This window comes from Ferribacterium limneticum (assembly GCF_020510585.1).
GTDB lineage: Bacteria > Pseudomonadota > Gammaproteobacteria > Burkholderiales > Rhodocyclaceae > Azonexus.
Map to the genome: position 1 here is coordinate 477,111 of NZ_CP075190.1, position 23,690 is coordinate 500,800.

Genomic DNA, 23,690 nt, shown 5'->3' on the forward strand with positions numbered 1-23,690 from the left:
CGGAGTGCGCTAGAATCGGTCCCCGTTGGGGGGGGTAGCTCAGTTGGGAGAGCGCCTGGTTCGCAATCAGGAGGTCGTGAGTTCGATCCTCATCCTCTCCACCATCGAATTCTTTAAAAAGCCTGATTTTTCAGGCTTTTTTCATTTGTGCATGCCGGGTTAGGGATTTCCCTCGGGGTGCTTGTATTGCTGCGCGAATCGCCGAATACTTTGTCTGTGTCAGGCTGGCCTGACTCAACAGAGGTTTGGTCGCAAAACAATAATGGATGGAGGATCGAGACATGAGTTTGGTACCCAAGGTGCAAACGCACAAGATTTCCAAAAACATTACATTGAGCGCTTCCGGATACAACGTGATCGGTGCCGACTCGCCGGCGATTGAGGCGATGACGGACTTCCTGCGGGTCAGCGTGGTGGTCATTGCGCCCGATGCCTCGGTGGTTGAGGCCAATGCGCAGATGATTGCGCGCGGCGTTCGTCTGCTTATGGTCACCTCGGCTAACGACCGGCTGGAAGGCCTGATTACCGCCCGCGACATCCTCGGCGAGAAGCCGATGCAGGTGGCTTCGGCGCGCGGCTGCAAGCGCGACGAACTGAAGGTGGTCGAGCTCATGACGCCGATCAGTCATGTCGACACGCTCTATTTGAAGGAAGTGCTGAACGTGCGCGTCGTCGATATCCTCGACGCCCTGAAACGCCTCGGTCGCCAGCATATTCTGGTCGAAGACGTCGATGCGGCGACTGGCTTGCCACGCGTGCGCGGTTTGTTCTCGGCAACCAATATCGGTCGTCAGCTTGGCGTGCCGGTGCTCGGTTTCGAGCTGGCCAGCACCTTTGCCGAAATCGAGGCGGCGCTGGCTCCGTGATGCCGGTGCCGGCATGACCACGTCAGACGATTTGCGCCAGTTGGCGTCGCAGTCACTGCTCTCGCACTTTGCCGATCTGTGCGAGGGGGCGGTGATTGTCGACGCCTTGGGTAACGTAGTCTGGATGAACGACCAATATCCCGGCCGTCTGGGGATCAGCGATCTGGCGGCGACGATCGGTCGGCCAATCGAGGAAGTGATCCCGAACAGCCTGATGCGTCAGGTGATCAGCACCGGCCGGCCAATCATGCTCGATATCATGGATTTCGGCGACGAGTCCTTTGTCGTGACGCGGCTGCCGTTGCGCGAGGCGAGCGGCAAGGTGGTCGGCGCGGTTGGCTTCATTCTCTACGACGATCCGCGCCACCTGGCGCCGGTGGTTTCCCGCTACCAGCGATTGCGGGCTGATCTGGCCGAGGCCGAGCGCAAACTGGCCGATGCCCGGCGGACCAAATATACCTTTTCGAGTTTTGTCGGCGCCGGTGCGGGCTGTAGTGAATTGAAGCAGGCGGCCCGGCGGGCGGCGCGAACGTCGTCGTCGGTGCTCATTCTCGGCGAAACGGGGACGGGCAAGGAGTTGCTGGCCCAGGCCATTCATGCGGCGAGCCCGCGGGTCAACGGGCCGTTCGTTGCGGTCAACATTGCCGCCGTACCGGAAACGCTGCTTGAGGCGGAGTTTTTCGGTGTCGCGGCGGGGGCCTATACCGGCGCGGACAAGCGCGGCCGCGACGGCAAGTTCAAGCTGGCCGATGGCGGTACGCTGTTCCTCGACGAAATCGGCGACATGTCGCTGGCGCTTCAGGCCAAGCTGCTGCGCGCCTTGCAGGAGCGTGAGTTCGAGCCGGTTGGTTCGAACAAGCTGCTGACCGTCGATGTGCGGATCATCGCGGCGACCAGTCGCGATCTCGAGCAAATGGTCGCCGATGGCCAGTTCCGCGCCGATCTCTACTACCGGCTCAACGTCATTACCCTGAAAACGCCGCCTTTGCGCGAGCGTCCCGAAGACATGGGCCTGCTGGCCGATTACCTGATTGAGCAGATTTGCCGCCTGCAAGGTATTCCCCTGCACGGCATCAGTACGTCGGGCCTCAATCGTCTGCTTCAGCACGACTGGCCGGGCAATGTGCGCGAACTGGCCAATGTGCTCGAACGGGCCTTGTTGATGAGCGATGGCGACATGCTCGAAAGCGCCGATCTTGATCGGGTCATGCCGAAGGTCAAGGCGGCGCTCGTTCCTCCGCTTGCCAAGGTTCTCGGCATTGCCGAAGTCGTCGCCCAGGCCGAACGACAGGCGATCCTGGCAGCCTTGCGCAGCTGTGCCGGGAACAAGGTTCAGGCCGCCCGGCTGCTCGGCATTTCGCGGGCGGCGCTGTACGAAAAGATTGCCGGCCTGGGGGTTGATGCCGAGGCGGCCTGAAGTGTCTGCCTGGCTGGACAGAGTGTCAGCCAGAGCAGACGTTCGCGATGCCACGGTCAACCGGAAAAAACGTCGAATTCCATAATAGTCAATGAGTTGAATGCTCTGGCACGCCGCGTGCGATAGAGAAGGCTCCGCAATAACATTCAAGGAGACAAAGTGGACTTTCTCATCGTTCTGGGCGCCCTGGCGTTCCTGATGTTCGTAGCCTATCGCGGCTACAGCGTCATCCTGTTTGCACCAATCGCCGCCATGGGCGCCGTGCTTTTCATCGACCCGAACATGGTTGCACCGATGTTTACCGGCCTCTTCATGGACAAGATGGTCGGCTTCGTGAAGAACTTCTTCCCGGTCTTTTTGCTCGGCGCCGTCTTCGGCAAGGTCATTGAGCTATCCGGCTTCTCGAAATCGATCGTCGCCTCGGTGATCAAGATGATCGGCAGCGAGCGCGCCATGCTCTCCATCGTCATCGTCTGCGGGGTGCTGACCTACGGCGGTGTATCACTGTTCGTCGTTGTCTTCGCCGTCTATCCCTTTGCTGCCGAAATGTTCCGTCAGGGCGGCATTCCCAAGCGCCTGATTCCCGGCACCATCGCGCTCGGCGCCTTCACCTTCACGATGGACTCCCTGCCCGGCACGCCGCAGATCCAGAACATCATTCCGACCACCTTCTTCAAGACCGACATCTACGCTGCGCCGTGGCTGGGCATCATCGGCGGCCTGTTCATTTTCGTCGTCGGCATGATCTATCTGGAAAGTTGCCGTCGTCGCGCCGCCAAGGCTGGCGAAGGTTATGGCGAAGGCCACATCAATGAACCGGAAGCGGTTTCCAGCGAAAAGCTCGTCCATCCGGCCATCGCCATCCTGCCGCTGATCATGGTCGGCGTCATGAACAAGGTGTTCACCACGGCCATCCCGGTGCTGTATGGCGAGAAGGTTTCCTTCATTCCGGCCGTCATCGGCAAGGCCGCTCCCGTCATCCAGCAAACCAAGGCTGTCGCTGCCATCTGGGCGGTCGAAGGCGCTTTGTTGATTGGTATCGCCACCGTTTTCATCTTCGGCTGGAAAATGGTCTTCAGTAAGTTCGGTGAAGGCAGCAAGAGCGCCATTGGCGGTGCCCTGCTGGCCACCATGAACACCGCGTCCGAGTACGGTTTCGGTGCCGTGATCGCGGCGCTGCCCGGCTTCCTGGTTGTCGCCAACGCCCTGAGCGCCATTCCCAACCCGCTGATCAACGAAGCGATCACCGTCACCTCGCTGGCCGGCATCACCGGCTCCGCCTCGGGCGGCATGGGTATCGCGCTGGCGGCCATGGCCGAAACCTTCATTGCCAACGCCAACGCCGCCGGCATTCCGCTCGAAGTCTTCCACCGCGTTGCCTCGATGGCTTCCGGCGGCATGGACACCTTGCCGCACAACGGCGCCGTAATCACGCTGCTCGCCGTCACCGGCCTGACCCATCGTCAGTCATACAAGGACATCTTCGCCATCACCTGCATCAAGACCATGGCAGTTTTCGTGGTGATCGGGGTGTTCTACGCGACCGGTATTGTTTGATAATCCAATAAAAATAAAGAGGAGATAAACCATGGCCTTGTCACGTCACCCAATGGCTTCGTCGCTGCGTGCTTCCGACACCGGCAAGGTGGTGTCGGCACGCGATGCCGTCCGCCTGATCAAGGATGGCGATACCGTCGCTACCGGCGGTTTTGTCGGCATCGGCTTTGCCGAAAATATCGCTGTCGCGCTGGAAGCGCTTTTTCTCGAAGGCGAGGAAGCCGATGTGCACGGCCTCGGCCGGCCGCGCAACCTGACCCTCGTTTACGCGGCCGGGCAGGGCGACGGCAAGGAGCGTGGCCTCAATCACCTCGGTCACGATGGCCTGGTCAGCCGGGTCATCGGCGGCCACTGGGGCCTGGTCCCCAAGCTGCAACAACTGGCCGTTTCCAACCGGATCGAAGCCTACAACCTGCCGCAGGGGGTGATCACCCACCTCTTTCGCGACATTGCCGCCGGCAAGCCGGGGACGCTGACCCGGGTCGGCCTGGGCACCTTCGTCGATCCGCGTTTCGGCGGCGGCAAGCTCAACGAAATGACGACCAAGGATGTCGTCCGCCTGATGGAAATAGACGGCGAGGAGTACCTGTTCTACAAGGCGCTGCCGATCAACATCGGCATCATCCGCGGCACGACGGCCGACCCGGATGGCAATGTGACGATGGAGAAGGAGGCCTTGACGCTCGAGGCGCAGGCCATCGCCATGGCGGCGCGCAACTCGGGCGGCATTGTCATCGTCCAGGTCGAGCGCATTGCCGAGCGCGGCACGCTGAACCCGCGCCAGGTCAAGATTCCCGGCATTCTGGTCGATTGCGTCGTGGTCGCCGAAAAGCCGGAGTACCACATGCAGACCTTTGCCGAGCCGTACAGCCCGGCTTTTGCTGGCGAGATCAAGGTGCCGCTGTCGGCCATCGCGGCGATGCCGATGAGCGAGCGCAAGATTATCGCCCGTCGCGCCGCGCTGGAACTGAAAGCCAACGCCGTCGTCAATCTCGGCATCGGCATGCCGGAAGGTGTCGCCAACGTCGCCGCCGAAGAGCAGGTCATCGACCTCATGACGCTGACCGCCGAACCCGGCGTCATCGGCGGCGTGCCGGCCGGCGGCCTGAGTTTCGGGGCGGCGACCAATGCCCAGGCGATTATCGACCAGCCCAGCCAGTTCGATTTCTACGATGGTGGCGGGCTGGATATTGCCTTCCTCGGTCTGGCCCAGGCCGACAAGCAGGGCAACCTCAATGTCTCCAAGTTCGGGCCGCGGCTGGCTGGGGCGGGCGGCTTCATCAACATTTCGCAGAATGCCAAGAAGGTCGTTTTCGTCGGCACCTTTACCGCCGGCAATCTGGAGGTTGCGGTCGACGCCGGCAAACTGAGCATTGTCGAGGACGGCAAGGCGGTGAAGTTTGTCGACGAGGTCGAGCATCGCACCTTCAGCGGCCCACAAGCCGCCAAGTGGGGCAAGACGGTGCTCTACATCACCGAGCGCTGCGTCTTCAAGCTGACCGGCGAAGGGCTGGAGCTGATCGAAATCGCCCCCGGCATCGATCTGCAGAAGGACATCCTCGACAAGATGGAATTCCAGCCAATCATGCACCACGAACCGAAGCTCATGGATGCGCGGATCTTCACCGACGAGCCGATGAATTTCCGGGCTGAAATGCTTGAACGGCCGCTGGCCGAGCGACTCACCTACGACCCGGCGCAAAACCTGTTCTTTGTCGATTTCGCCGGGCTCAGCGTGCGCAGCGAAGCGGATATCAGCCGCATCCTCGAAGCCGTCGAGAGCAAACTGGCGCCGATCGGCCACAAGGTCAACGCCATCGTCAATTACGACCGTTTCTCCATCGTGCCTGAGCTGGTCGATGAGTACATCGGCGTCGTCAAAGGCATCATGGATCGGCACTACCACGACGTGACGCGCTATACCTCGAGCACTTTCCTGCGCATGAAACTCGGCGAGGCGCTCGAGAAACAGCGGATTTCGCCGCATCTCTACGAGAGCGCCGACGAGGCCGAGGGACACTTGGCCAAACAATGATGACCGTAGGGTCATTAGGCGTGTGACATCGGCCGCGGTATGATTCGACGATTCCCGCGGTCGACACAGGTTTTGGCATGAACTCCATTTTTTCGGGCCCGCTTGCCGGGCGCAAGACACGTATTGCGCTGGCTATCGCTGTTTTGGCGGTGGCCGGCGCTGTCTTTTTTTCACGCTCCGATGAATCGAAGCCGGCCGAAGCCGCCAAGGTGGCCGCTGCCCGCCCGGCCCTGACGGTCAGCCTGACCGCGCCGCAAAAACTTGACTGGCCGCTCGTGCTGCCCGCCAATGGCAACGTCGTCGCTTGGCAGGAGGCGGTGATCGGCGCCGAGATTGCCAATTACCGGATCACCGAAGTCCGTGTCCAGGTTGGCGACAAGGTCAAAAAGGGCCAGGTTCTGGCCCGCATCGCCAGCGATACGGTGGCCAGCGAACTGGCCGAGGCGCGGGCGTCGGTGGCCGAACTCGAAGCCAGCGCCGCTGAGGCAAAAGGCAATGCCGAGCGGGCCAGGGAGCTCAGGGAAAAGGGTTTCTACAGCACCCAGCTCAACACCCAATTCCAGACGGCGCAGAACACGGCGCAGGCTCGCCTGGCCGCCGCGCGCGCCCGGCAGCAGGGCGCCGACCTGAAAGTCAGCAAGACTGCGGTGCTGGCGCCCGATGACGGCGTGATTTCGGCGCGCAGCGCGACGGTCGGTTCGCTGACCCAGACCGGGCAGGAGCTGTTTCGTCTGATTCGCGGTGGCCGGCTGGAATGGCGGGCCGAAGTGCCGTCGGCTGATCTCGGCAAGGTCAAGGCCGGGGTCGTGGCCATCCTCACGGCGCCGGGCGGGGAAACGGTCAAGGGCGCGGTGCGGGCGGTGTCGCCGAGCGTTGATCCGCAAACCCGCAACGGGTTGGTTTATGTCGATCTGCCGGTGACTTCGGCCGTCCGGGCCGGCATGTTCGCGCGCGGTGAATTTTCTCTGGCGCAAAGCCCGGCGCTGACGCTGCCGCAATCGGCCGTCGTCCTGCGCGAAGGATTTGGCTATGTTTTCCGGATGGAGGGCGAGGACCGTGTGGCGCAGGCCAAGGTCGCTCTCGGCCGCCGGCTTGGCGAGCGCATCGAAATTCTTTCCGGGTTGGAACCGGCGGCACGTGTGGTGGCGACGGGGGCTGGCTTTCTGGCCGATGGCGACGTCGTCAAGGTGGTCGACGGAGTTGCAAAATGAGCCGTTTTTTCCGGTTGACCGTGGAATTTCGCTTGGTGGCCGCTGAGGGTGTGACGCGATGAATGTTTCGTCGTGGTCGATCCGCAATCCGACGCCGGCCATCCTGCTCTTCCTGCTCCTCACGCTGGCCGGTGTCATGGGCTTCAAGGCGATGAAGATCCAGCAGTTCATGGACATCGAATTGCCGACGGTGGTGGTCACGGCCAGCCTGCCCGGCGCGGCGCCAGCCCAGATGGAAACCGAAGTGGCGCGCAAGATCGAGAATTCGGTGGCGACGCTGCAGGGCATCAAGCACATCTACACCAAGGTGCAGGATGGCACGGCGACAGTGACCGTCGAATTCCGCCTGGAAAAGCCGACCCAGGAAGCGGTCGACGACGTCCGCGATGCCGTCTCGCGCATCCGTGCCGACCTGCCGGGCGATCTGCGCGACCCGGTGATCAGCAAGATGAACCTGTCCGGCGCCCCGATCCTGACCTACACCGTGGCGTCGAGTCGGATGGACGGCGAGGCGCTGTCGTGGTTTGTCGATAACACGGTCAGCAAGGCCATCCTCTCGGCGCGTGGTGTTGGTGCCGTGTCGCGGGTCGGCGGTGTGACGCGCGAAATCCGCATTGAGCTCGACCCGGCCAGAATGCTCGCCCTCAGCGTCACTGCGGCCGACATCTCGCGCCAGCTCAAGCAGATCCAGCAGGATGCCTCGGGCGGCCGGGCCGACGTCGGCGGCATCGAGCAGTCGGTGCGCACCATCGCCACCGTCAAGAGTGCCGATGAACTGGGCGGCATGGACATTGTGCTCTCCGACGGGCGGCGTATCCGCCTCGATCAGCTGGCGACGATCAGCGATACCGTCGGCGAGCAGCGCACCGAAGCCCTGCTCAACGGCAAGCCGGTCGTCGGCTTCGAGATCACGCGGAGCAAGGGCGCTGGTGAGGTCGAGGTGGCCGACAGCGTCAAGGTCGTCCTCGACAAACTGAAAGCCGATCATCCCGATATCGAAATCACCGAAGCCTTCAACTTCGTCGATCCGGTCATCGAAAACTACGAAGGCTCGATGAAGCTGCTCATCGAAGGCGCGCTGCTCGCCGTGCTGGTCGTCTGGCTTTTCCTGCGCGATGGCCGGGCCACCTTCGTTTCGGCCGCTGCGCTGCCGCTCTCGGCCATCCCGACTTTCGCCGCGATGTACCTCATGGGATTCACCCTCAATGTCGTGACCCTGCTCTCGATGTCGCTGGTCGTCGGGATTCTGGTCGATGATGCCATTGTCGAGATCGAGAACATCATGCGCCACCTGCGCATGGGCAAAACGCCTTACCAGGCGGCCATGGAAGCGGCCGACGAAATCGGTCTGGCGGTCATCGCCACCACCTTCACGCTGATTGCCGTCTTCCTGCCGACGGCCTTCATGGGCGGCGTCGCCGGCAAATTCTTTGTTCAATTCGGGTGGACCGCAGCCGTCGCAGTCTTTTTCTCGCTCGTCGTCGCCCGCATGCTGACACCGATGATGGCCGCCTACATCCTGCGTCCGGTGACGCACGACGAGCCGACGCCGCGCTGGTTGAAATATTACGAAGGCTGGGCCACCTGGTGCCTCAAGCACCGCATCCTGACCATGCTAGGCGCCGCCTTCTTCTTCGTCGGCTCCTTCATGCTCGTCCCCCTGTTGCCTACCGGCTTTGTGCCAGCGGACGACGTGTCGCAAACCCAGATCTACCTTTCCCTGCCACCCGGAGCGACGCTCAAGGAATCGGTCGCCATTGCCGAGCAGGCCCGCCACATTGCCGAGGCCAACGAGCACGTCAAGCTGGTCTATACCGCCGTCGGCGGCGGCAAGGCCGGCAGCGATCCATTCGCCGCCTCGGGTGCTGCCGAGGTACGGAAATCGACGCTGACCATCAACCTGACGCCGCGCAGCGAGCGTTCGGGCATCAGCAAGCAGGTCATCGAAGACCAGTTGCGCGAGGCGCTCAGCGTCATCCCCGGCGCCCAGATCAAGGTCGGTCTGGCCTCCGGTAACGCCAAATACGTCCTCGTCCTGGCCAGCGAAAACGGGCCGCTTCTCTCCGAGCACGCCCGTCTCGTCGAGCGCGATCTGCGGACCATTCCCGGCATCGGCGGCATCACCACGACAGCCAGCCTGGTTCGCCCGGAACTGGTCATTCGCCCCGATTTCGCCCGCATGGCCGACCTCGGCGTGACCTCGGCTGCGATCGCCGACACCCTGCGCATTGCGACGGCCGGCGACTACGACCAGGGCCTGGCCAAGCTCAATCTTGCCCAGCGCCAGGTGCCCATCGTCGTCAAACTGCCGCCAGAAGCGCGCACCGACCTCGCCTTGCTCGAACGCCTGACCGTGCCCGGTAAACATGGCCCGGTCCTGCTCGCCAACGTCGCCACGGTGAGCATTGCCGGCGGCCCGGCCGAGATCGACCGCTATGACCGCCTGCGCAACATCAATTTCGAAATCGAGCTCAACGGCCAGCCGCTCGGCGAAGTCGAAGCCGCGGCGCTCAAGCTGCCCAGCCTGACCAAGCTGCCGCCCGGCATCATCCAGACCACGGTCGGCGACGCCGAGGCGATGGGCGAACTGTTCGCCAGCTTCGCGCTGGCCATGGCGACCGGCGTGCTCTGCATCTACATCGTGCTCGTCCTGCTCTTCAAGGACTTTGTCCAGCCGGTAACCATCCTGGCAGCGCTCGTGCTTTCCGTGCCGGGGGCTTTCCTGGCGCTGTTCGTCACCCACACGGCGCTCTCGATGCCATCGATGATCGGCCTCATCATGCTCATGGGCATCGCCACCAAGAACTCCATCCTGCTCATCGACTACGTCGTTCTGGCCCGTCGCGAGCATGGCCTGAACCGCTGGGATGCCCTGCTCGACGCCTGCCGCAAGCGGGCCCGGCCGATCGTCATGACCACTGTCGCCATGGGCGCCGGCATGATGCCGATTGCGCTGGGCATCGGCACCGACCCGAGCTTCCGGGCACCGATGGCCATCGTCGTCATTGGCGGCCTGATTACCTCGACTTTCCTGAGCCTGCTCGTCATCCCTGTCGTGTTTACCTATGTCGACGACCTGATCGGTCTGGTTCGGGCGCGATTGGGCTGGAAGCCGCACTGAGCCCAGCCTGCGGAACTTGTCACTCCGGCTATTGACTTTGGTCATAGGCGGGGTGACCATCATGCCCCTTGTTCATCGGGGGAAGCCGAACCCTTGCGGCCGCTGACTCGATGAAATGGTCAGCACAGGTGCTTGAAATTCAGTACAAAAAATATATCGCATCGTCACCCCGGCCGCTTCTCTGGCTGATGCTTGTGTTTGGCCTGGCCCTCGTCTGGGCCATGACCTGGTACGAGCTTGAACGCAGCCGGGCGAGTTATCTGCGGGAAGTCGAGAATTCAACCCGTTTCCAGGCCCAGGCCTTCGCCGAGAGCGCGACGTCAGCCATCAAGCGCCTCGATGCCATGCTGCTTGACTTGCGTACGCAGTGGGACGGACATCCGGATCAATTCGCCGGTCAGATCAAACGTCGCCAGCAGTACATGGAAGACATCGCCTTTCAGGTGGCAGTCATCGATGCCGATGGGTGGCTGGCTTATTCCAATCTGGCGGTGAGCAGGGATCGCGTCTATCTCGGCGAGCGGGCGCATTTTCGCGCCCATCTGGACGGTGGCGACCGGCTGTTCATCAGCCAGCCGGTCAAGGGCAAGGTATCCGGCAAATGGTCGATCCAGTTTACCCGGCCGATCCTGATCGACGGACGCTTGCGCGGGGTGCTGGTCGCTTCGGTCAGCCCCGGGGCTGTTGCTGCCTACAGTGAGAAAATTGCCCAGGGGGCAACCAGCACGGTGGTGGCCGATAGTGGCGAAATCATTGCGCGCGAACCGGATTTCGCCGGCGCCATGGGCAAGAAGATTGTCGGCGCACCCTATCTCACGCCCCAGGCACCCCTCTCCGGCAGTTTCAGGCGACAGGCGCAGGTCGATGGCGTCGAGCGGATCTACGGCTTTTACCGCTTGCCGGCCTATGGCCTGAGCTTTGTCATTGGCCATGCCGTTGACCAGGTGCTGATGCCTTTCTTCAGTCACCGCCGGGTCGTGCTCAGTTCGGCTGCCGGGGTCAGCATCGTTTTTGCGGCCTTCATGCTGTTCCTGTTTCGTTCGCTGGCTTTACGCGCCGAAATGGGGAAGCGCCTGCACGATAGCCAGGCCATGCTGACTTCGGCGGTCGATACCATCGGCGAGGCTTTCGTCATTTACGATCAGGACGACCGTCTGGCTTATTTCAACGAACGCTATCGGCAGTATTACCTGAGCTCGTCCGATCTGCTGGTCCGCGGAAAAACGTTCGAGGAGATCGTCCGCACGGGTGCAGAACGGGGGCAGTACAAGGAGGCCATCGGCCGCGTCGACGAATGGATTGCCGAGCGCCTGGCAGCACATCGCAGCGGCAATACCGAGTTTATCCATCAGGTTGATGACGGTCGCTGGTTGCGGGTGCTCGAGCGCCGGACGCCGGAAGGTTTTACCGTCGGTTTTCGCGTTGACGTGACCGAACTCTATGCTGCAAAGGAGGCGGCAGAGGCGGCCAATCAGGCCAAGAGCAGCTTCCTGGCCATGATGTCGCATGAAATCCGCACGCCGATGAACGGCATCCTGGGTATGGCGCAACTGTTGCTGATGCCCGGGGTGTCGATTGACGAGCGCAATGACTACGCGCGCATCATCCTCAATTCCGGACAGACCCTGCTCACCCTGCTTAACGATGTCCTCGACTTGTCGAAGATCGAGGCCGGCAAGCTGGCCCTGTCCGATGCGGTCTTCGACCCGAAACAGCTGGTTGACGAAACTGTCATGCTTTTTTCCGGCCCGGTCCACGACAAGGAGCTTGAGGTTAGGGCGAACTGGCGGGGCGAAGCGGGGGCGCGCTACCGCGCCGACTCGATCCGGCTGCGCCAGATGCTGTCCAATCTGGTCAGTAACGCCGTCAAATTCACGGCGCAAGGCTTCGTCGATATCGAAGCGACCGAGGTCAGCCGTGACGAGCGCGGGGCGATCCTTGAGTTTTCCGTTCGCGACAGCGGAATCGGCATTTCATCCGGTCAGCAGTCGCAGCTTTTCAGGCCTTTCTCGCAGGCGGACAGCTCGACTACCCGCGAATTTGGCGGCACCGGCCTCGGCCTGTCCATCGTTCGCCGTCTGGCCGAAATGATGGGGGGCGACGTCGGTGTCGAGAGCCAGTCCGGGCAGGGCGCCCGCTTCTGGTTCCGGATTCGCGCCGGGATCGTCGGGGCGGGCGAGGAGCGCCGCCAGGCTCTCCGCGGCAAGACCCAGGAGGCGCTGTTCGAACCGGCATCGCCCAGCCTGCTCGGTCGGGTTTTGGTAGTCGAGGACAATCAGATAAACCGGAAAGTGGTCAGCGCCATGCTCCACAAACAGGGCTTCGCCGTCGAGGTAGCCGAGAATGGCCTGGAGGCATTGACCGCCATTTCCAGCGGCCGGCGCCCGGATCTGATACTGATGGATGTGCAAATGCCGGTCATGGACGGTCTGGAGGCAACCCGCCTGATCCGCGACTGGGAAAATGACAAGGCGCTGCCGCGTCTGCCCGTCGTGGCGCTCAGTGCGGCGGCGTTCGCCGAAGATCAGCAGCGCTGCTTGGCGGCCGGCATGGACGATTTCCTGGCCAAGCCGATCAATCATGCCGAGTTGCTGGGCATGATCGGCAAGTGGACGGGGCGTCTTCGGGCTCGTTGATGCCGAGCGTGAAATATGTCACTGAGCCAAAAAAGGGATGGGGCTAACTTAGTGCCATGGAGGTTTCAGCCATGGCAATTACAGCAAACGTAGCGTATTTCAAGAGTGAATTTGTCGCGTCCCTGAGCGATGGGCGGCATATCGAACGGCACGACTGGCGCGAGATGGCACAGGCTCTCTACGAGCTCGGCGTCGACGACAGCGCAGTTCAATATGAGTGGCACAACGGCCAGCGCATGATCACGGCGGGGCAGCAGGTCGCCTTGCGGTCTGAAATCCGGCGTCTGGCGCATGACTCCACCACCCCAACCGTTAAAAATCGCGCGGCGGCGGCATGATCGCGCGTTACCTCGCTTCAGTCCTTCTCGACGACGGCCTTTTTTTCTGCACGCCCGAAAGTCAGCGTGTAGAAGATGTCCAGCGCGTTGTCGCTGCCGGCGCGGCCAATGACAGCGATCTGTCGGGTCAGGTTGACGGTCAGCTTGACGATCCCTTCAGCTCGACCGAGCGTCTGCTCGTAGGAAACAAGCGCGTTTGACGTCAGGCGCTTGCCGACACTGAGAATCTGCTGGCCGGTCGTCCCGGCCGTGTCGATGCTGTTGCCGCCGGCCACGCGGCTAGTCGGTTGACGCCCGCCGGTGTCGCCGATATTGCCCTGACGAAGGCCGAATTCGTCGAATCCAAAGGTCTTTTTCAACTGCTGGACAACGTTCCCGGAATCGTTGCCGAGCAGGCCGCCGGCTGCCGAAAAGAGCAGCGTCGCGTCGCCGGCGCCCATCTGTTCCGGACCGTGGCCGAGGACCAGCCAGGCGAGTTTTTCGGCGTCAGGCAATTCCGGGTCGGAAATCAGTTTGATGACCGGCCGTTGCGCCGAGCCGCTGATCTGAACGCCGGGTTCGACCGATAGCCCCTTGCGCACGGCGCGCACATCGAGGCCGGGGTTGTCGAGCAGGCCGTTGAAACTCAGGATGCCGCGTTCGATTTCCAGTTTCTGGCCATAGGCTTCGAAGCGGCCGCTGCGCGCCCGGATCGTGCCGCTGGCCCGCGGCAGGTCGCGGCCGTGGGCGGTAATGCGGATGCTGCCGGCCAGCCGGCTCGACAGCCCGGCGCCGTTGAAGAGGAAGTTGCGGCCGAGGTCGGTGCTGACGTCGAGTTCGAGTTTCGGGCGCAGGCTGGCTGCGGGCTTCTCCGTGCCCGGGCGTTTTACCACCACGTCGTCGGAGAGTCTTGGCGTGCCGCTGGGGGCGAGTTGCCAGTAGCCGGCATCAACAGCCAGTTTGCCGACGGCGCCCAATGTGCCATCTTTGAGGCTGAGCCGGCCGTTGCCGGAAACCGCAACCCATTGGTCGGGGAGCTGGAAAGCACCCAGGCGGTCGAGTTTGATGTCGAGAAAAGCGTTTTCGCCGGCACTTCCACGGTCAACCCGAATTTCGCCCGAAATTTCAAGTCGCCCCGGCTTGGCCGTCAGCCCGCTCAGGTCGTCGCGCGCATCGAGCCGGATCGCCCGCGGCATCGGCTGGAGCAGGCTGTCGAAGCCGAGGCGATTGATGTGTAGCAGGTTGTCGCGCAGATCGACATCAAGTTCGCCGCGGGCCAGATTGAGGCCTTGTTCGGGCAGGCGCAGGGCCAGTTTTTCGCCGCGGAAGTGGCCGCTGCTCAGCGGTGCGGCGGGCGTACCGGCCAGTTGCAATTCGCCGTTGAGGCGTCCTTCGCTCTGCCAGCCGTCGCCGATCAGTTCGGCCAGCCAGCCGAGGTCGGCGATGTCTGTTTTGAGCCGGCCTTGCCAGCGTGCCGTCTGGTTGAGCGACCAGGGGCCGAGCATGGCGGCGTTGAGTTCGCCATCGACCTGGCCGATACGGCTACCTCTGGCGCTAAGCGTGGCGTGCAGTTGTCTGGCGTCGGCTCCCGCTTGCAGCGTGGCCTGCCAGTCGAGCGGATCGCCGATCAATTGAGCCGGGCCGATGCTCCAGCCGGCGCCGGCCAGTTTGATCGGGGCCGGCGCGGCGAGGTGGAAATTGCGCGATTTGTCGGCGCTGTTCAGGCGCGCTTCGAGCAGCCGGCCTTGCCACAGGCTGAAATCGGCGCTCAAACCGCCGTCGACGGCGAGGTTCAGCAGATTCTTGCCGGCTACTTCGGCGCTGGCGGTGAGGCTGTGCGTCTGATTGGTGCCTGTGCCGTGCACTTGTATGTTGCGCAGCAAGCCGGGGCGGTCCGGCGTTTCGAGGGCGGCGATGGCGAGGTCGAGGCTGAGCGGCGAGCCGGCTTCCCGGCCGGCGTCGGCTTTCAGGCTCAGGCCGGTGAGGCGGGCGACGCCGGGCTTGCCGATTTTGGCGGCGTTCAACTGGCCGGCGAATTTCGGTTGTTGAACCGAGCCGGTCAGGTCGAGGCGGCCGGTGATGCCGCCGTCGAGGCCGTAGGGGGCGAGTTGCTGGGCATCGAGATCGACGACCACGGTGTCCCCGGGCTGGCCGAAAGCGCCCTTGGCCGACAGGTGATTGGTGCCGGAGACAAGCTGGATATCGATGCCCGGGATGCGCGGCCAGGCGATGGCGAGCTTGCCCTGGCCGTTCAGTGGCTGCCCGCCGACCCGGCTGTCCTTGAGCGTGAAGCTGGCGTCGACCACGGCGCGCGGATCGAGTCGGCCGCCGGCCTTGAAATTGGCGTTGATCTGCGCCGCCGGCACTTTGGCGAAGCGGCTTGGGTCGAAGCGTTGCAGTTCGCCTTCGGCCGTGAAGGCGCGCGGCATCTTGAGGTCGAGTTCGCCTTTGGCGCTCAGGCGGGCGTCACCGGCCGAGAGTTGCAGTTGCGGCAGGTCGATGCGCTGGTCGGCGTGGCTGGCCTCGGCGAGCAGGGCGAAAGTGGCGTCCTTTAGATCGAGTTTCAGTTGCTGGCGCTCGGCGCCGAGCAAACTTGAAATTTGGCCATTTAATCGGGTTGACCGTAGCGTTGAGACGAGTTGCGCGGCGTCGAGCCGGCTGGCGGTCAGCGCCAGTTTCAGGGCGCCGTCGCGCCATTCGCCGCTGCCGTTGAGCTCGCTGCTGCCGGGCAGGGTGGCGTGCAGGGTGGCGAATTTGGCGGTGGCTCCCTGCCAGTCGACGGTGCCGGCCAGCGTGGCGAGCGGCAGGCGCTGGCGGTCGAGGGGGCCGGGCTGGTGGTTGGTCAGGCCGAAGCTGCCGACGATGCCGTCGCCTTGCGGCGCGACGTCGGCCGTGATGCTGAGCCGGGCCTGCGGGGCGCCGGGCTGCCAGGTGGCCGGGTCGATGTCTTCAAGCAGGAGGCGGGCACTGGCGAAAGCGGCGTCGGCGAAGGGCGTGAGCGCGACTTCGGCCGTGCCGGCGACGCCTTGGGTGGCGACGGCGGTCAGTGCGATGCGTTCGAGCGGGCCGTTGGCGGTCAGCGCCAGAGCGAGCGGGCGCTCGTCGAGCTGGCCGGAAATCTCGGCGCTGGCGGCGAGCGGCATGGGGGCAAGGCCGTCGAGGCTGGCGCGGCCGGTGATGGCGATGCCGCCGGTCAGGGCATGGACGTCTGCAAGCTGGTGCTGGCGGCCATCGCTGGTCAAGCTGGCGGCGAGGTCGGTGGCGGTGAAGCCGTCGCCGACGCTCAATTTCAAAATTGCGAGTTTTTTCGCGTTGACCGCGAAAGGCAGTTGCAGATCGGTCGGCGCTGGTGTCGGCGTGTCGCTCGGGGTGGTGACGACGTGGAGGGCGGCGATGCTCAGTTCGGCGATGTCTAGGCTGCCTTGCAGGAGCGCTGATGGCATCCAGTCGAGGTGAATCTGCGTCGCTTCGATTTGCTGCCTGGCGCCTTGCCAGCGCAGTTGGCCGATGTCCATGTTGCCGAGCAGGCGGCCGCTGGCTTGTTCGATCTGCAACTGGCCGGCGGTGGCGCTTTGGGCCAGGCCGATGGCGGTTTGCAGGCCGCTTTCGCTGGTCGTCAGCCAGCCGGCGGTGCCGAGAGCGGCTGCAGTGACGAGGAGGGCGAGGCGGCGTTTCATGTCACTCTTAAAACGGAATGGCCAGCGAGAAGTGCAGGTGCACTTCCTGGTTGCGTTCGCCGTAGGCCAGATCGACGCCGATCGGCCCGGCCGGACTGCGCCAGCGGGCGCCTAGGCCGGCGCCGACGGCGAGGCGGATATCCTGCAGGCTATCGACCGCATCGCCAGCGTCGACGAAGGCAGCGATACCCCAGCTGTCGTTGAGCCAGTGCGTGACTTCGGCGCTGGCGATGGCCAGGTAGCGGCCGCCGACTATCGCGCTGCCTTCCCTGACGCCGAGGCTCTGGTAGGCGTAGCCGCGCACCGAGCCGGCGCCGCCGGTGCGGAACAGGTAGTCCTGCGGGATGTGCTGGCGCGAGTCGGCGAAGGTGTAGCCGATTTCGCCGCGCAAATTGAGCGTGTCGACGCGGCCGAGCGGGATGTAATGCTGAACGCGGGTGTGCAGGCGGACGAAGTTCTGGTCGGAGAGTGCGGCCTTGGCGCCGCCACCGATCTGCACCTGGACGACCGAGCCGTCACGCGGGTCGAGCAGGTTGTCGATGTGGCGCCAGGTCCACACGCCATTGGGGACCAGCGCCCGGGCGGTTTGCGGGCTGGCGCCGCTGGCTTCGCGCTTTTCCTCCTGCCAGTTGAGTGACAGGCGCTGTTCGACGATGCCGCGTTGCTGCACGGTCTGCGCGCCAAAGGCGTAGCGCTCGGTTTTCAGGCCCTGGATGTCGGCGGCTTCGGCCATGATGCCGAAGCTGTGCCGGCGGTTGCGCTCGTCGGGCGGCAGGAAGACGTCGCCGTAGGCGGTCTGTCTTTTCTGCTCGAAGCGCAGCCCGCTGTCTAGCGCCCAGCCCCGGCCGAGCAGGTTGGGCGTGTGGTAATTCACCTCGACGCGGGCGCCGGTGTTGGAACTGGCGCCGGCGCCGAAGGAAACGCGGTGCGGCGAACGTTCGCGGACGCGGACGAGGACGGGAACCGTTGCCGTGCCATCTTCGTTCACCACGGCCGCCTCGCGGTCGAGCGTGGTCTGCACCGAGGAAAAATAGGGGGTCGATTGCAGCATGCCCTGCAGCGCGTTGAGCCGGTCTTCGCGGTAGGGCTGGCCGGCCTGCACGGCGCGGTTGTAGCGCGCGATGAGGTCGGGCGGGTAGTTTTCCATGCCCTCGACGCGAATGTTGCCGAAACGGTAGCGCGGGCCGGCGTCGTAATGGGCGCTCAGGTCGGCGCGGTGCGTTTCGGCGTCGATGCTGGCTTCGCTGTCGACCAGCTTGGCGTCGGCATGTTCGACGGCCAGCAGGTCGGCGAGGATTTGCTGCTTGGCGTCGTTCCAGTCGGCCTGCCGGAATGGCTGGCCGACCGGCAGACCCCAGCCGGCGATGAGGTCCGATTTCATTTTCGGCTCAATTTTCCCGTCGACCGTGACATTGACGCTGGCGATGGTCGTCCGTGGTCCGGGATCGAGGTTGAGCGTCAGGCCGTCATCGTTTTCGCTGAAATTGAATTCCGGCGAAAAATAGCCCTCGGTGGCGAGGATTTCGCTGAGCTGGCCCTGCAAACGGCTCGGGTTGCCGGCTTCTTCCGGCAACCACGGCGCCAGCAGTTTGTTGATGTCATTCGGCGCGTGCACAGTCAGCTCGCCGGCCATCAGCGGGGTGGCGATGGCGAGCAAAAAAAGGAGTGGCAGGCGGCGGGTAATCACGCCGGCATTTTACGCGTTGGCAGCGGCTTGGCGCGGCGGCAGCAGGAAACTGCGCGGCTGCCTGAGCAGGCGGCTCCCCAGGACGTTCAGCAAGGGCCCCCAATGTTCGAAAACGATGCCGCGGGCGCGCATGGCGGTGCGCAGGGCGAGCGCGAAGCTGACGGCGAGGTTGGTGAAGCCGATGGCGGCGATGCCGAAAGCGGCCCAGGCAATGGCCTTGAGCGGCAAGGCGAACTGGAAACCGACCAGCGCATAGCCGAGATTGGCCGAGGCGAAGGCGATGTGGCGGATGTCGAGCGGCAGGCCGAGGATGGTGCCGATGACGCCGGTCGAGCCGAGCATGCAGCCGAACAGGAAGTTGCCCATGATACCGCCCAGGCGTTCCTGGATGTAGTTGCCGAAGCGCCCGGCGCGCTCGCTGCCGGCCAGCGCTTGCAGCCAGCGCAGGCGGGCGATGCGCGGGCCGATGTCGGCGTAGGCGGCGCGGTTGTCGAAATAGCCTGTGATCAGGCCGGAGAGGAACAGGTAGAAACCGGCGATGGCAGCGTGCGGCAGCGCCCAGGACAGTGGGTCGAGGTCGGCGATCAGGTGGACGCCTTTGTCAACCGTGATGGCCGGCTCGCCAGCCCAGTAGCTCAGGCCGAAGCCGACGGCGATGGCGACGGGCAGGGCAACCATGACGTTGCCGGCAATGGCGGCCAGCTGGCTGCGGCTGACGGCGGCGGCGACATCGACCAGTCGCTCAAGATCGGCGCTGCGCGTTGGCTTGATGTCGCCGAGCAGGCCGGCCAGCGTCTGCGCCGTCATCGCCGGCTGCTTGGTGGCGACTGTCATGCCGAGCAGGAAGATGATGACGAAGCCGAGACCGTAAATCATGCTGAACAGGAAAGCTTCGCCGAACAGCGGTGTTTGCAGCGCGGCGGCCTTGATCTTGAGCAGCGCCATGAGGCCGATGATGACGCCGGCGCCGGCCGCCGAGCGCCACATTTTGCCGTAGTCGGCAGGCGTGTCGCAGATGTAATGCTCGCCCGAGCGCGCCGCGTTTTCGGTGACGCGCACGGCGAGCAGGCGGGAGAGTTGGGCAACGTAAAAACGCAGGCTGTTGCGGCGGTTTTCGGCGAGAAAAGCGGCGTGGGCGAATTCGCCCCAGGACTGGATGGCCTCGCCGCGGGTGGTTGATAGCTGGCTGGCGGTGAGGATGGCGGCGAGGTCGCGCAGGCGTTCCAGGCTTTGCTCGGCACGCGTCAACAGGTATGAAAGATGAAGGCTCGTGCCGACAGTGAGCGCCCGCTTGCGGATGCGTTGCAGGGTGTTCTGGCACTGGTCGGCGATGACCAGTAGCTGGCTGCCATCGTCGGCGACCTGTTCGGGATCGCTGAGTGTGGCGCGGAAGGCATTGACGAAATCGAGCGCCTCGGCCGAGAGGGCGACGAAGCTCGGCGTGTCATCGTCGAGATTGGGCGAGGCGCGCCTCAGTTCGTTTTCGATGCCGAGACCGCTGACCCGGTGGGCGAGCAACAGCACGGCGTCGAGCATTTGTTCCTGGATGCGGTGCCAGTCGATATTGCGCAGTTCCTCGGCCGGGGCGAGCAGCGACCAGAAGCGTTGCGAGGCGTCGGACGGGATGGCCTCGAGCCAGCGCCAGTCGTTGGTCTGGTCGTAGATGACGTGCAGGCAGTCTTTCAGCCGGCGCTCGTCGGGGACTTCCGGTAGCAGGCGACTGCCGAGGATGCGCCACCATTCCGAGAAAAAGCCGGTGCCCGGCAGCACGCCGCTTTCGGTGAAGAAGGTGACGAGCCGGCGGGTGGCGACGAAATGCACGACGTGGCTGCGAAAGGCAGCGAGCAAGGCCGGATCGGATTCGAGCCGGTCGAGCATGAACTGGTAACGTTCTGGTGATCCGCCGTCGCGCCGGTTTTGCGGGCGCAGGGCGGCAACCAGCCGGCGCATCAGTTCCAGCGTATCGGCTTCAGGGTTGCGAAAGCGGTTCAGGGCATCGGCCAGCGGGTCGCCAACCGGCGATGCCTGGCCAAACAGCCAGAGAAAAAAGGCTTGGATCTTTGTCATATTTATTGGGGGTCCGGAGTGGCCGTCTTGGTATCGGACGGACCCATGGTAGCGGAGATAAAGCCGCCCCGCCATGTGCAACAAGTGGTTGAAATGTGACGATTCGTAATAGAATTAGGCAGCTTCAAAATACCCCTTCATCCTAATTACTACACCGGGACTGCCAATATGAATATCATCAAAAAATCTCTGGTTCTGGCCCTGCTGGCCGGCATCGGTTTCTCTGCTGTTGCTCAAGAACGCGTTTACCTGATCGACGGCCGTGACGTCGTCGCCAAGTCCGGTTTCGGCCTGTGCTGGCGTACCGGCTACTGGACCCCGGCCGCTGCTGCCGCCGACAAGGCCGGTTGCGAGTGCGACAAGGACCTCCTGCCGAAGGAAGCCTGCGAGCCGAAGGTTGCTGCTGCTCCGGCTCCGGCCGCTGCGACCGGCGTCAAGCCGTCCGGCGAGAAGATCACCGTCGCTGCCGACGCCCTGTTCGACTTCAACAAGGCTGTCTTGCGTCCGGCCGGCAAGGCCAAGCTCGACGAGCTGGTTTCCAAGGCCAAGGCCATCAAGCTTGAAGTGATCCTGGCCGTTGGCCACACCGACCGCATCGGTGGTGACGCCTACAACCAGAAGCTGTCCGAGAAGCGCGCTGCCGCCGTCAAGGAATACCTGGTCGCCAAGGGCATCGAAGCCAACCGTGTTTACACCGAAGGCAAGGGCGAGAAGCAGCCGGTTACCGGCGACAAGTGCAAGGGTAACGCCAAGACCAAGGCCCTGATCGACTGCCTGCAGCCGGATCGTCGCGTTGATATCGAAGTCATCGGCACCAAGTAATTCGCCGACGCTTCAAGGAAAGCCCTGCTTCGGCAGGGTTTTTTTTCGGATGAAGGATTGATTTTGCTGCTCCGCCGCCTCGCTGCCGTTTTCATTTTTAGCCTTTTTTTCCAGTCGACCGTAGCATTCGCCGCCGACGCGGCCCGGCCGCGCATCGGCCTCGTGCTGGGCGGTGGCGGGGCACGCGGGGCGGCGCATATCGGCGTGCTGGAGGTTTTGCAGAAGCTGCGCGTACCGATCGATTGTGTGGCCGGCACGAGCATGGGGGCGCTGATCGCCGGCGCCTGGGCGGCCGGCATGTCGCCGGAAAAGATGCGTGAGGCGCTGGCCGCGGCGGACTGGAACGACATTTTCGTCGACAACCCGGAATACGCCGAGATGAGCTACCGCAACAAACTGGTCTCGCGGAGCTATCTGCCCGGTTCGGAGAGCGGCGTTTCGGCGACCGGCGTGGCCTACCAGGGCGGCGTCGTGGCCGGGCAGAAGATCAAACTGTTCTTCAACCAGTTGGTGCGCGCCAATCAGGGCGAACGCAACATCGAGGAGCTGCCGCTGCCGCTGTCGATCATCGCCACCGATATCGGCACGGGCGAGCGCGTGGTGTTCCGCGATGGCGCGCTGACCACGGCGATGCGTGCCAGCATGTCGGTGCCTGGTCTGCTCGCGCCGGTCGATCATCACGGCCGCAAGCTGGTCGATGGCGGACTGGTCGATAACCTGCCGATTTCGGAAGTCCGCGAGCGCTGCCAGGCCGATGTGGTGATCGCTGTTAACGTTGGCTCGCCGCTGCTCAAGGCTGACGAGGTCGGCTCGCTGCTGACGGTGTCGGCGCAGATGGTCGGCATCCTGACCGAACAGAACGTCAGCCGTTCGCTGGCCATGCTCAAGCCGGGCGACATTTACCTCCAGCCCGAGCTCAAAGGCATCACCGCGGCCGATTTTACGAAACATGCCGAGTCGGCCGAGAGCGGGCGCTTGGCGGCCGAAGGGGCGATTGAGAAACTGGCTCGCCTGAGTGCCAGCGAATCGGCCTACGCCGCGTGGTGGCAGGCCATCGAAGTCAGCCGGCGCAGCTCGCCACGCATCGACGCAATCGAGATTGTCGGGCTGGAACGGGCCAATCAGGGCGTTATCGAGCGCTATCTGAGCGTCCAGCCGGGCGAAACCATCCGGCCGTCGGTGATCAACCGCGACCTGTTGCGCATGTATGGCGACGGTTACTACGAAAGCGTCGATTACACCGTGCTGGCCCAGCGCGACCGCAACATTCTGCGCGTCATGCCGATCGAAAAGCGCTGGGGGCCGGATTACGCCCGCTTCGCCATCAATCTGCAGGCCGACAACAGCCAGGGCTCGACTTTCGGCCTGCGCGCCGCCTATCACCAGACCTGGCTCAACCACCTTGGTGGCGAGCTGATCTACCACGGCGAAATCGGCTCGAACAACCGCCTCGGCATCAATTACTACCAGCCGCTCGACGCCCGCCAGCGCCTCTTCTTCGAAGGCACGGCCGGGGCCGGCCAAACCCGCCTCAATGTCTACGAAGACGACAAGCGCATCGCCCAGTACCGCGACAGCGAAACCGGCGTTGGCGCTTATCTTGGTGCCAACATTGGCTTGCTCGGGCCGGTTCGTGTGGGCTGGGTGCAGCGCCATCGCTATTTCGAGCTCGATATCGGCGATCCCTCCCTGCCCAGAGGCGACAAGAAAATGACCGGCTGGAAGGCCAGCCTCGACTTCGACCAGTTCGACCGCGTGTACTTCCCGACACGCGGCTGGGCAGCGCAGCTTTCGTGGTTCGAGTCGCCTGGCAGCAACTACGCGCGCGCCGATGCCGACCTGCGCGGCGCCTACGCCTTCGGCGGCACGGTCTTCAATGCCCGCCTGCGCTATACCGGCTCGCCGCGCGGCAACTTGCCGGTTTTCGACGCCGGCACATTGGGCGGCTTCCTGAACCTGACGGCTTTCGCGCCGAGCCAGATCATCGGCGACGACATTCGCTACGTCGGCGTGCGCGGCGAACAGATCATCGGCCGCCTGCCGCTCGGCCTGCGCGGCGACATGCGCATCGGGCTGGCGCTGGAAATGGCCAAGGTCGGCTCTCCTTACTCCGAATCGACGCGGGTCGGCGTGCTCGACTCGGCGGCCTTGTACCTTGGCGGTCAGACACCGTTCGGGCCAGCTTACGTCGGCTTCGGCTATTCGACGAGCGGCGTCTCGAACCTCTTCCTGTTTGTCGGGACGCCTTGATTACACGGCGAATGGCATACTGAACGA

General features: G+C 63.7%; 13 protein-coding genes and 1 tRNA gene. 11 read left to right on the plus strand and 3 right to left on the minus strand.

The window, feature by feature from the left end; all coding sequences use genetic code 11:
* Positions 1–28: 28 nt before the first annotated feature.
* From KI613_RS02320 to KI613_RS02360, 9 genes are all read left to right on the plus strand, one after another.
* A tRNA-Ala gene (locus KI613_RS02320) sits at positions 29–104 on the plus strand.
* 177 nt (positions 105–281) lie between these two features.
* Positions 282–866, plus strand: coding sequence for a CBS domain-containing protein (locus KI613_RS02325; RefSeq protein WP_226403613.1), 585 nt, complete (start codon positions 282–284; stop codon positions 864–866).
* Positions 867–879: 13 nt separating this feature from the next.
* On the plus strand, positions 880–2,283 hold the full coding sequence (locus KI613_RS02330; RefSeq protein WP_226403614.1) for a sigma-54 interaction domain-containing protein: 1,404 nt from the start codon (positions 880–882) through the stop codon (positions 2,281–2,283).
* A 159-nt stretch (positions 2,284–2,442) separates the two neighbouring features.
* Positions 2,443–3,840, plus strand: coding sequence for a GntP family permease (locus KI613_RS02335; RefSeq protein ID WP_226403615.1), 1,398 nt, complete (start codon positions 2,443–2,445; stop codon positions 3,838–3,840).
* Positions 3,841–3,871: 31 nt separating this feature from the next.
* On the plus strand, positions 3,872–5,875 hold the full coding sequence (locus KI613_RS02340; protein WP_226403616.1) for an acyl CoA:acetate/3-ketoacid CoA transferase: 2,004 nt from the start codon (positions 3,872–3,874) through the stop codon (positions 5,873–5,875).
* Positions 5,876–5,952: 77 nt separating this feature from the next.
* Positions 5,953–7,086: an efflux RND transporter periplasmic adaptor subunit gene (locus KI613_RS02345; RefSeq protein ID WP_226403617.1), complete on the plus strand. Its 1,134-nt coding sequence runs from the start codon at positions 5,953–5,955 to the stop codon at positions 7,084–7,086.
* 58 nt (positions 7,087–7,144) lie between these two features.
* Entirely contained in the window at positions 7,145–10,207 is a 3,063-nt protein-coding gene (locus KI613_RS02350; protein ID WP_226403618.1) for an efflux RND transporter permease subunit, read from the plus strand.
* A 110-nt stretch (positions 10,208–10,317) separates the two neighbouring features.
* A complete protein-coding gene (locus KI613_RS02355; RefSeq protein WP_226403619.1) occupies positions 10,318–12,843 on the plus strand; it encodes an ATP-binding protein in 2,526 nt (841 codons plus the stop codon).
* Between the two features lie 71 nt (positions 12,844–12,914).
* The gene (locus KI613_RS02360; RefSeq protein ID WP_226403620.1) at positions 12,915–13,181 is read left to right on the plus strand and encodes a hypothetical protein; all 267 of its coding nucleotides are present in this window, start codon (positions 12,915–12,917) and stop codon (positions 13,179–13,181) included.
* A 17-nt stretch (positions 13,182–13,198) separates the two neighbouring features.
* On the opposite strand, the gene KI613_RS02365 is transcribed toward KI613_RS02360, so the two are convergent.
* The 3 genes from KI613_RS02365 to KI613_RS02375 are packed head-to-tail and all read right to left on the minus strand — an operon-like array spanning position 13,199 to position 20,591.
* Positions 13,199–16,837: a translocation/assembly module TamB domain-containing protein gene (locus tag KI613_RS02365; protein WP_226403621.1), complete on the minus strand. Its 3,639-nt coding sequence runs from the start codon at positions 16,835–16,837 to the stop codon at positions 13,199–13,201.
* A 7-nt stretch (positions 16,838–16,844) separates the two neighbouring features.
* Positions 16,845–18,524, minus strand: coding sequence for an autotransporter assembly complex protein TamA (locus KI613_RS02370; RefSeq protein WP_226403622.1), 1,680 nt, complete (start codon positions 18,522–18,524; stop codon positions 16,845–16,847).
* 9 nt (positions 18,525–18,533) lie between these two features.
* Positions 18,534–20,591, minus strand: coding sequence for a site-specific recombinase (locus KI613_RS02375; protein WP_226403623.1), 2,058 nt, complete (start codon positions 20,589–20,591; stop codon positions 18,534–18,536).
* A gap of 168 nt (positions 20,592–20,759) precedes the next feature.
* On the opposite strand from KI613_RS02375, the gene KI613_RS02380 reads away from it, so the two are divergent.
* Complete coding sequence (locus tag KI613_RS02380; protein WP_226403624.1) at positions 20,760–21,413, plus strand: OmpA family protein; 654 nt, start codon at positions 20,760–20,762, stop codon at positions 21,411–21,413.
* Between the two features lie 57 nt (positions 21,414–21,470).
* The gene (locus KI613_RS02385; RefSeq protein ID WP_226403625.1) at positions 21,471–23,663 is read left to right on the plus strand and encodes a patatin-like phospholipase family protein; all 2,193 of its coding nucleotides are present in this window, start codon (positions 21,471–21,473) and stop codon (positions 23,661–23,663) included.
* Positions 23,664–23,690: the final 27 nt, after the last annotated feature.

Excerpts from the sequence above, each read along its gene's own strand:
- KI613_RS02360 (WP_226403620.1), top strand. The coding sequence starts at position 12,915 with ATGGCAATTACAGCAAACGTAGCGTATTTCAAGAGTGAATTTGTCGCG.
- KI613_RS02355 (WP_226403619.1), top strand. The coding sequence starts at position 10,318 with ATGAAATGGTCAGCACAGGTGCTTGAAATTCAGTACAAAAAATATATC.
- KI613_RS02375 (WP_226403623.1), bottom strand. The coding sequence starts at position 20,591 with ATGACAAAGATCCAAGCCTTTTTTCTCTGGCTGTTTGGCCAGGCATCG.
- KI613_RS02365 (WP_226403621.1), bottom strand. The coding sequence starts at position 16,837 with ATGAAACGCCGCCTCGCCCTCCTCGTCACTGCAGCCGCTCTCGGCACC.
- KI613_RS02325 (WP_226403613.1), top strand. The coding sequence starts at position 282 with ATGAGTTTGGTACCCAAGGTGCAAACGCACAAGATTTCCAAAAACATT.
- KI613_RS02340 (WP_226403616.1), top strand. The coding sequence starts at position 3,872 with ATGGCCTTGTCACGTCACCCAATGGCTTCGTCGCTGCGTGCTTCCGAC.
- KI613_RS02345 (WP_226403617.1), top strand. The coding sequence starts at position 5,953 with ATGAACTCCATTTTTTCGGGCCCGCTTGCCGGGCGCAAGACACGTATT.
- KI613_RS02350 (WP_226403618.1), top strand. The coding sequence starts at position 7,145 with ATGAATGTTTCGTCGTGGTCGATCCGCAATCCGACGCCGGCCATCCTG.
- KI613_RS02330 (WP_226403614.1), top strand. The coding sequence starts at position 880 with ATGACCACGTCAGACGATTTGCGCCAGTTGGCGTCGCAGTCACTGCTC.
- KI613_RS02380 (WP_226403624.1), top strand. The coding sequence starts at position 20,760 with ATGAATATCATCAAAAAATCTCTGGTTCTGGCCCTGCTGGCCGGCATC.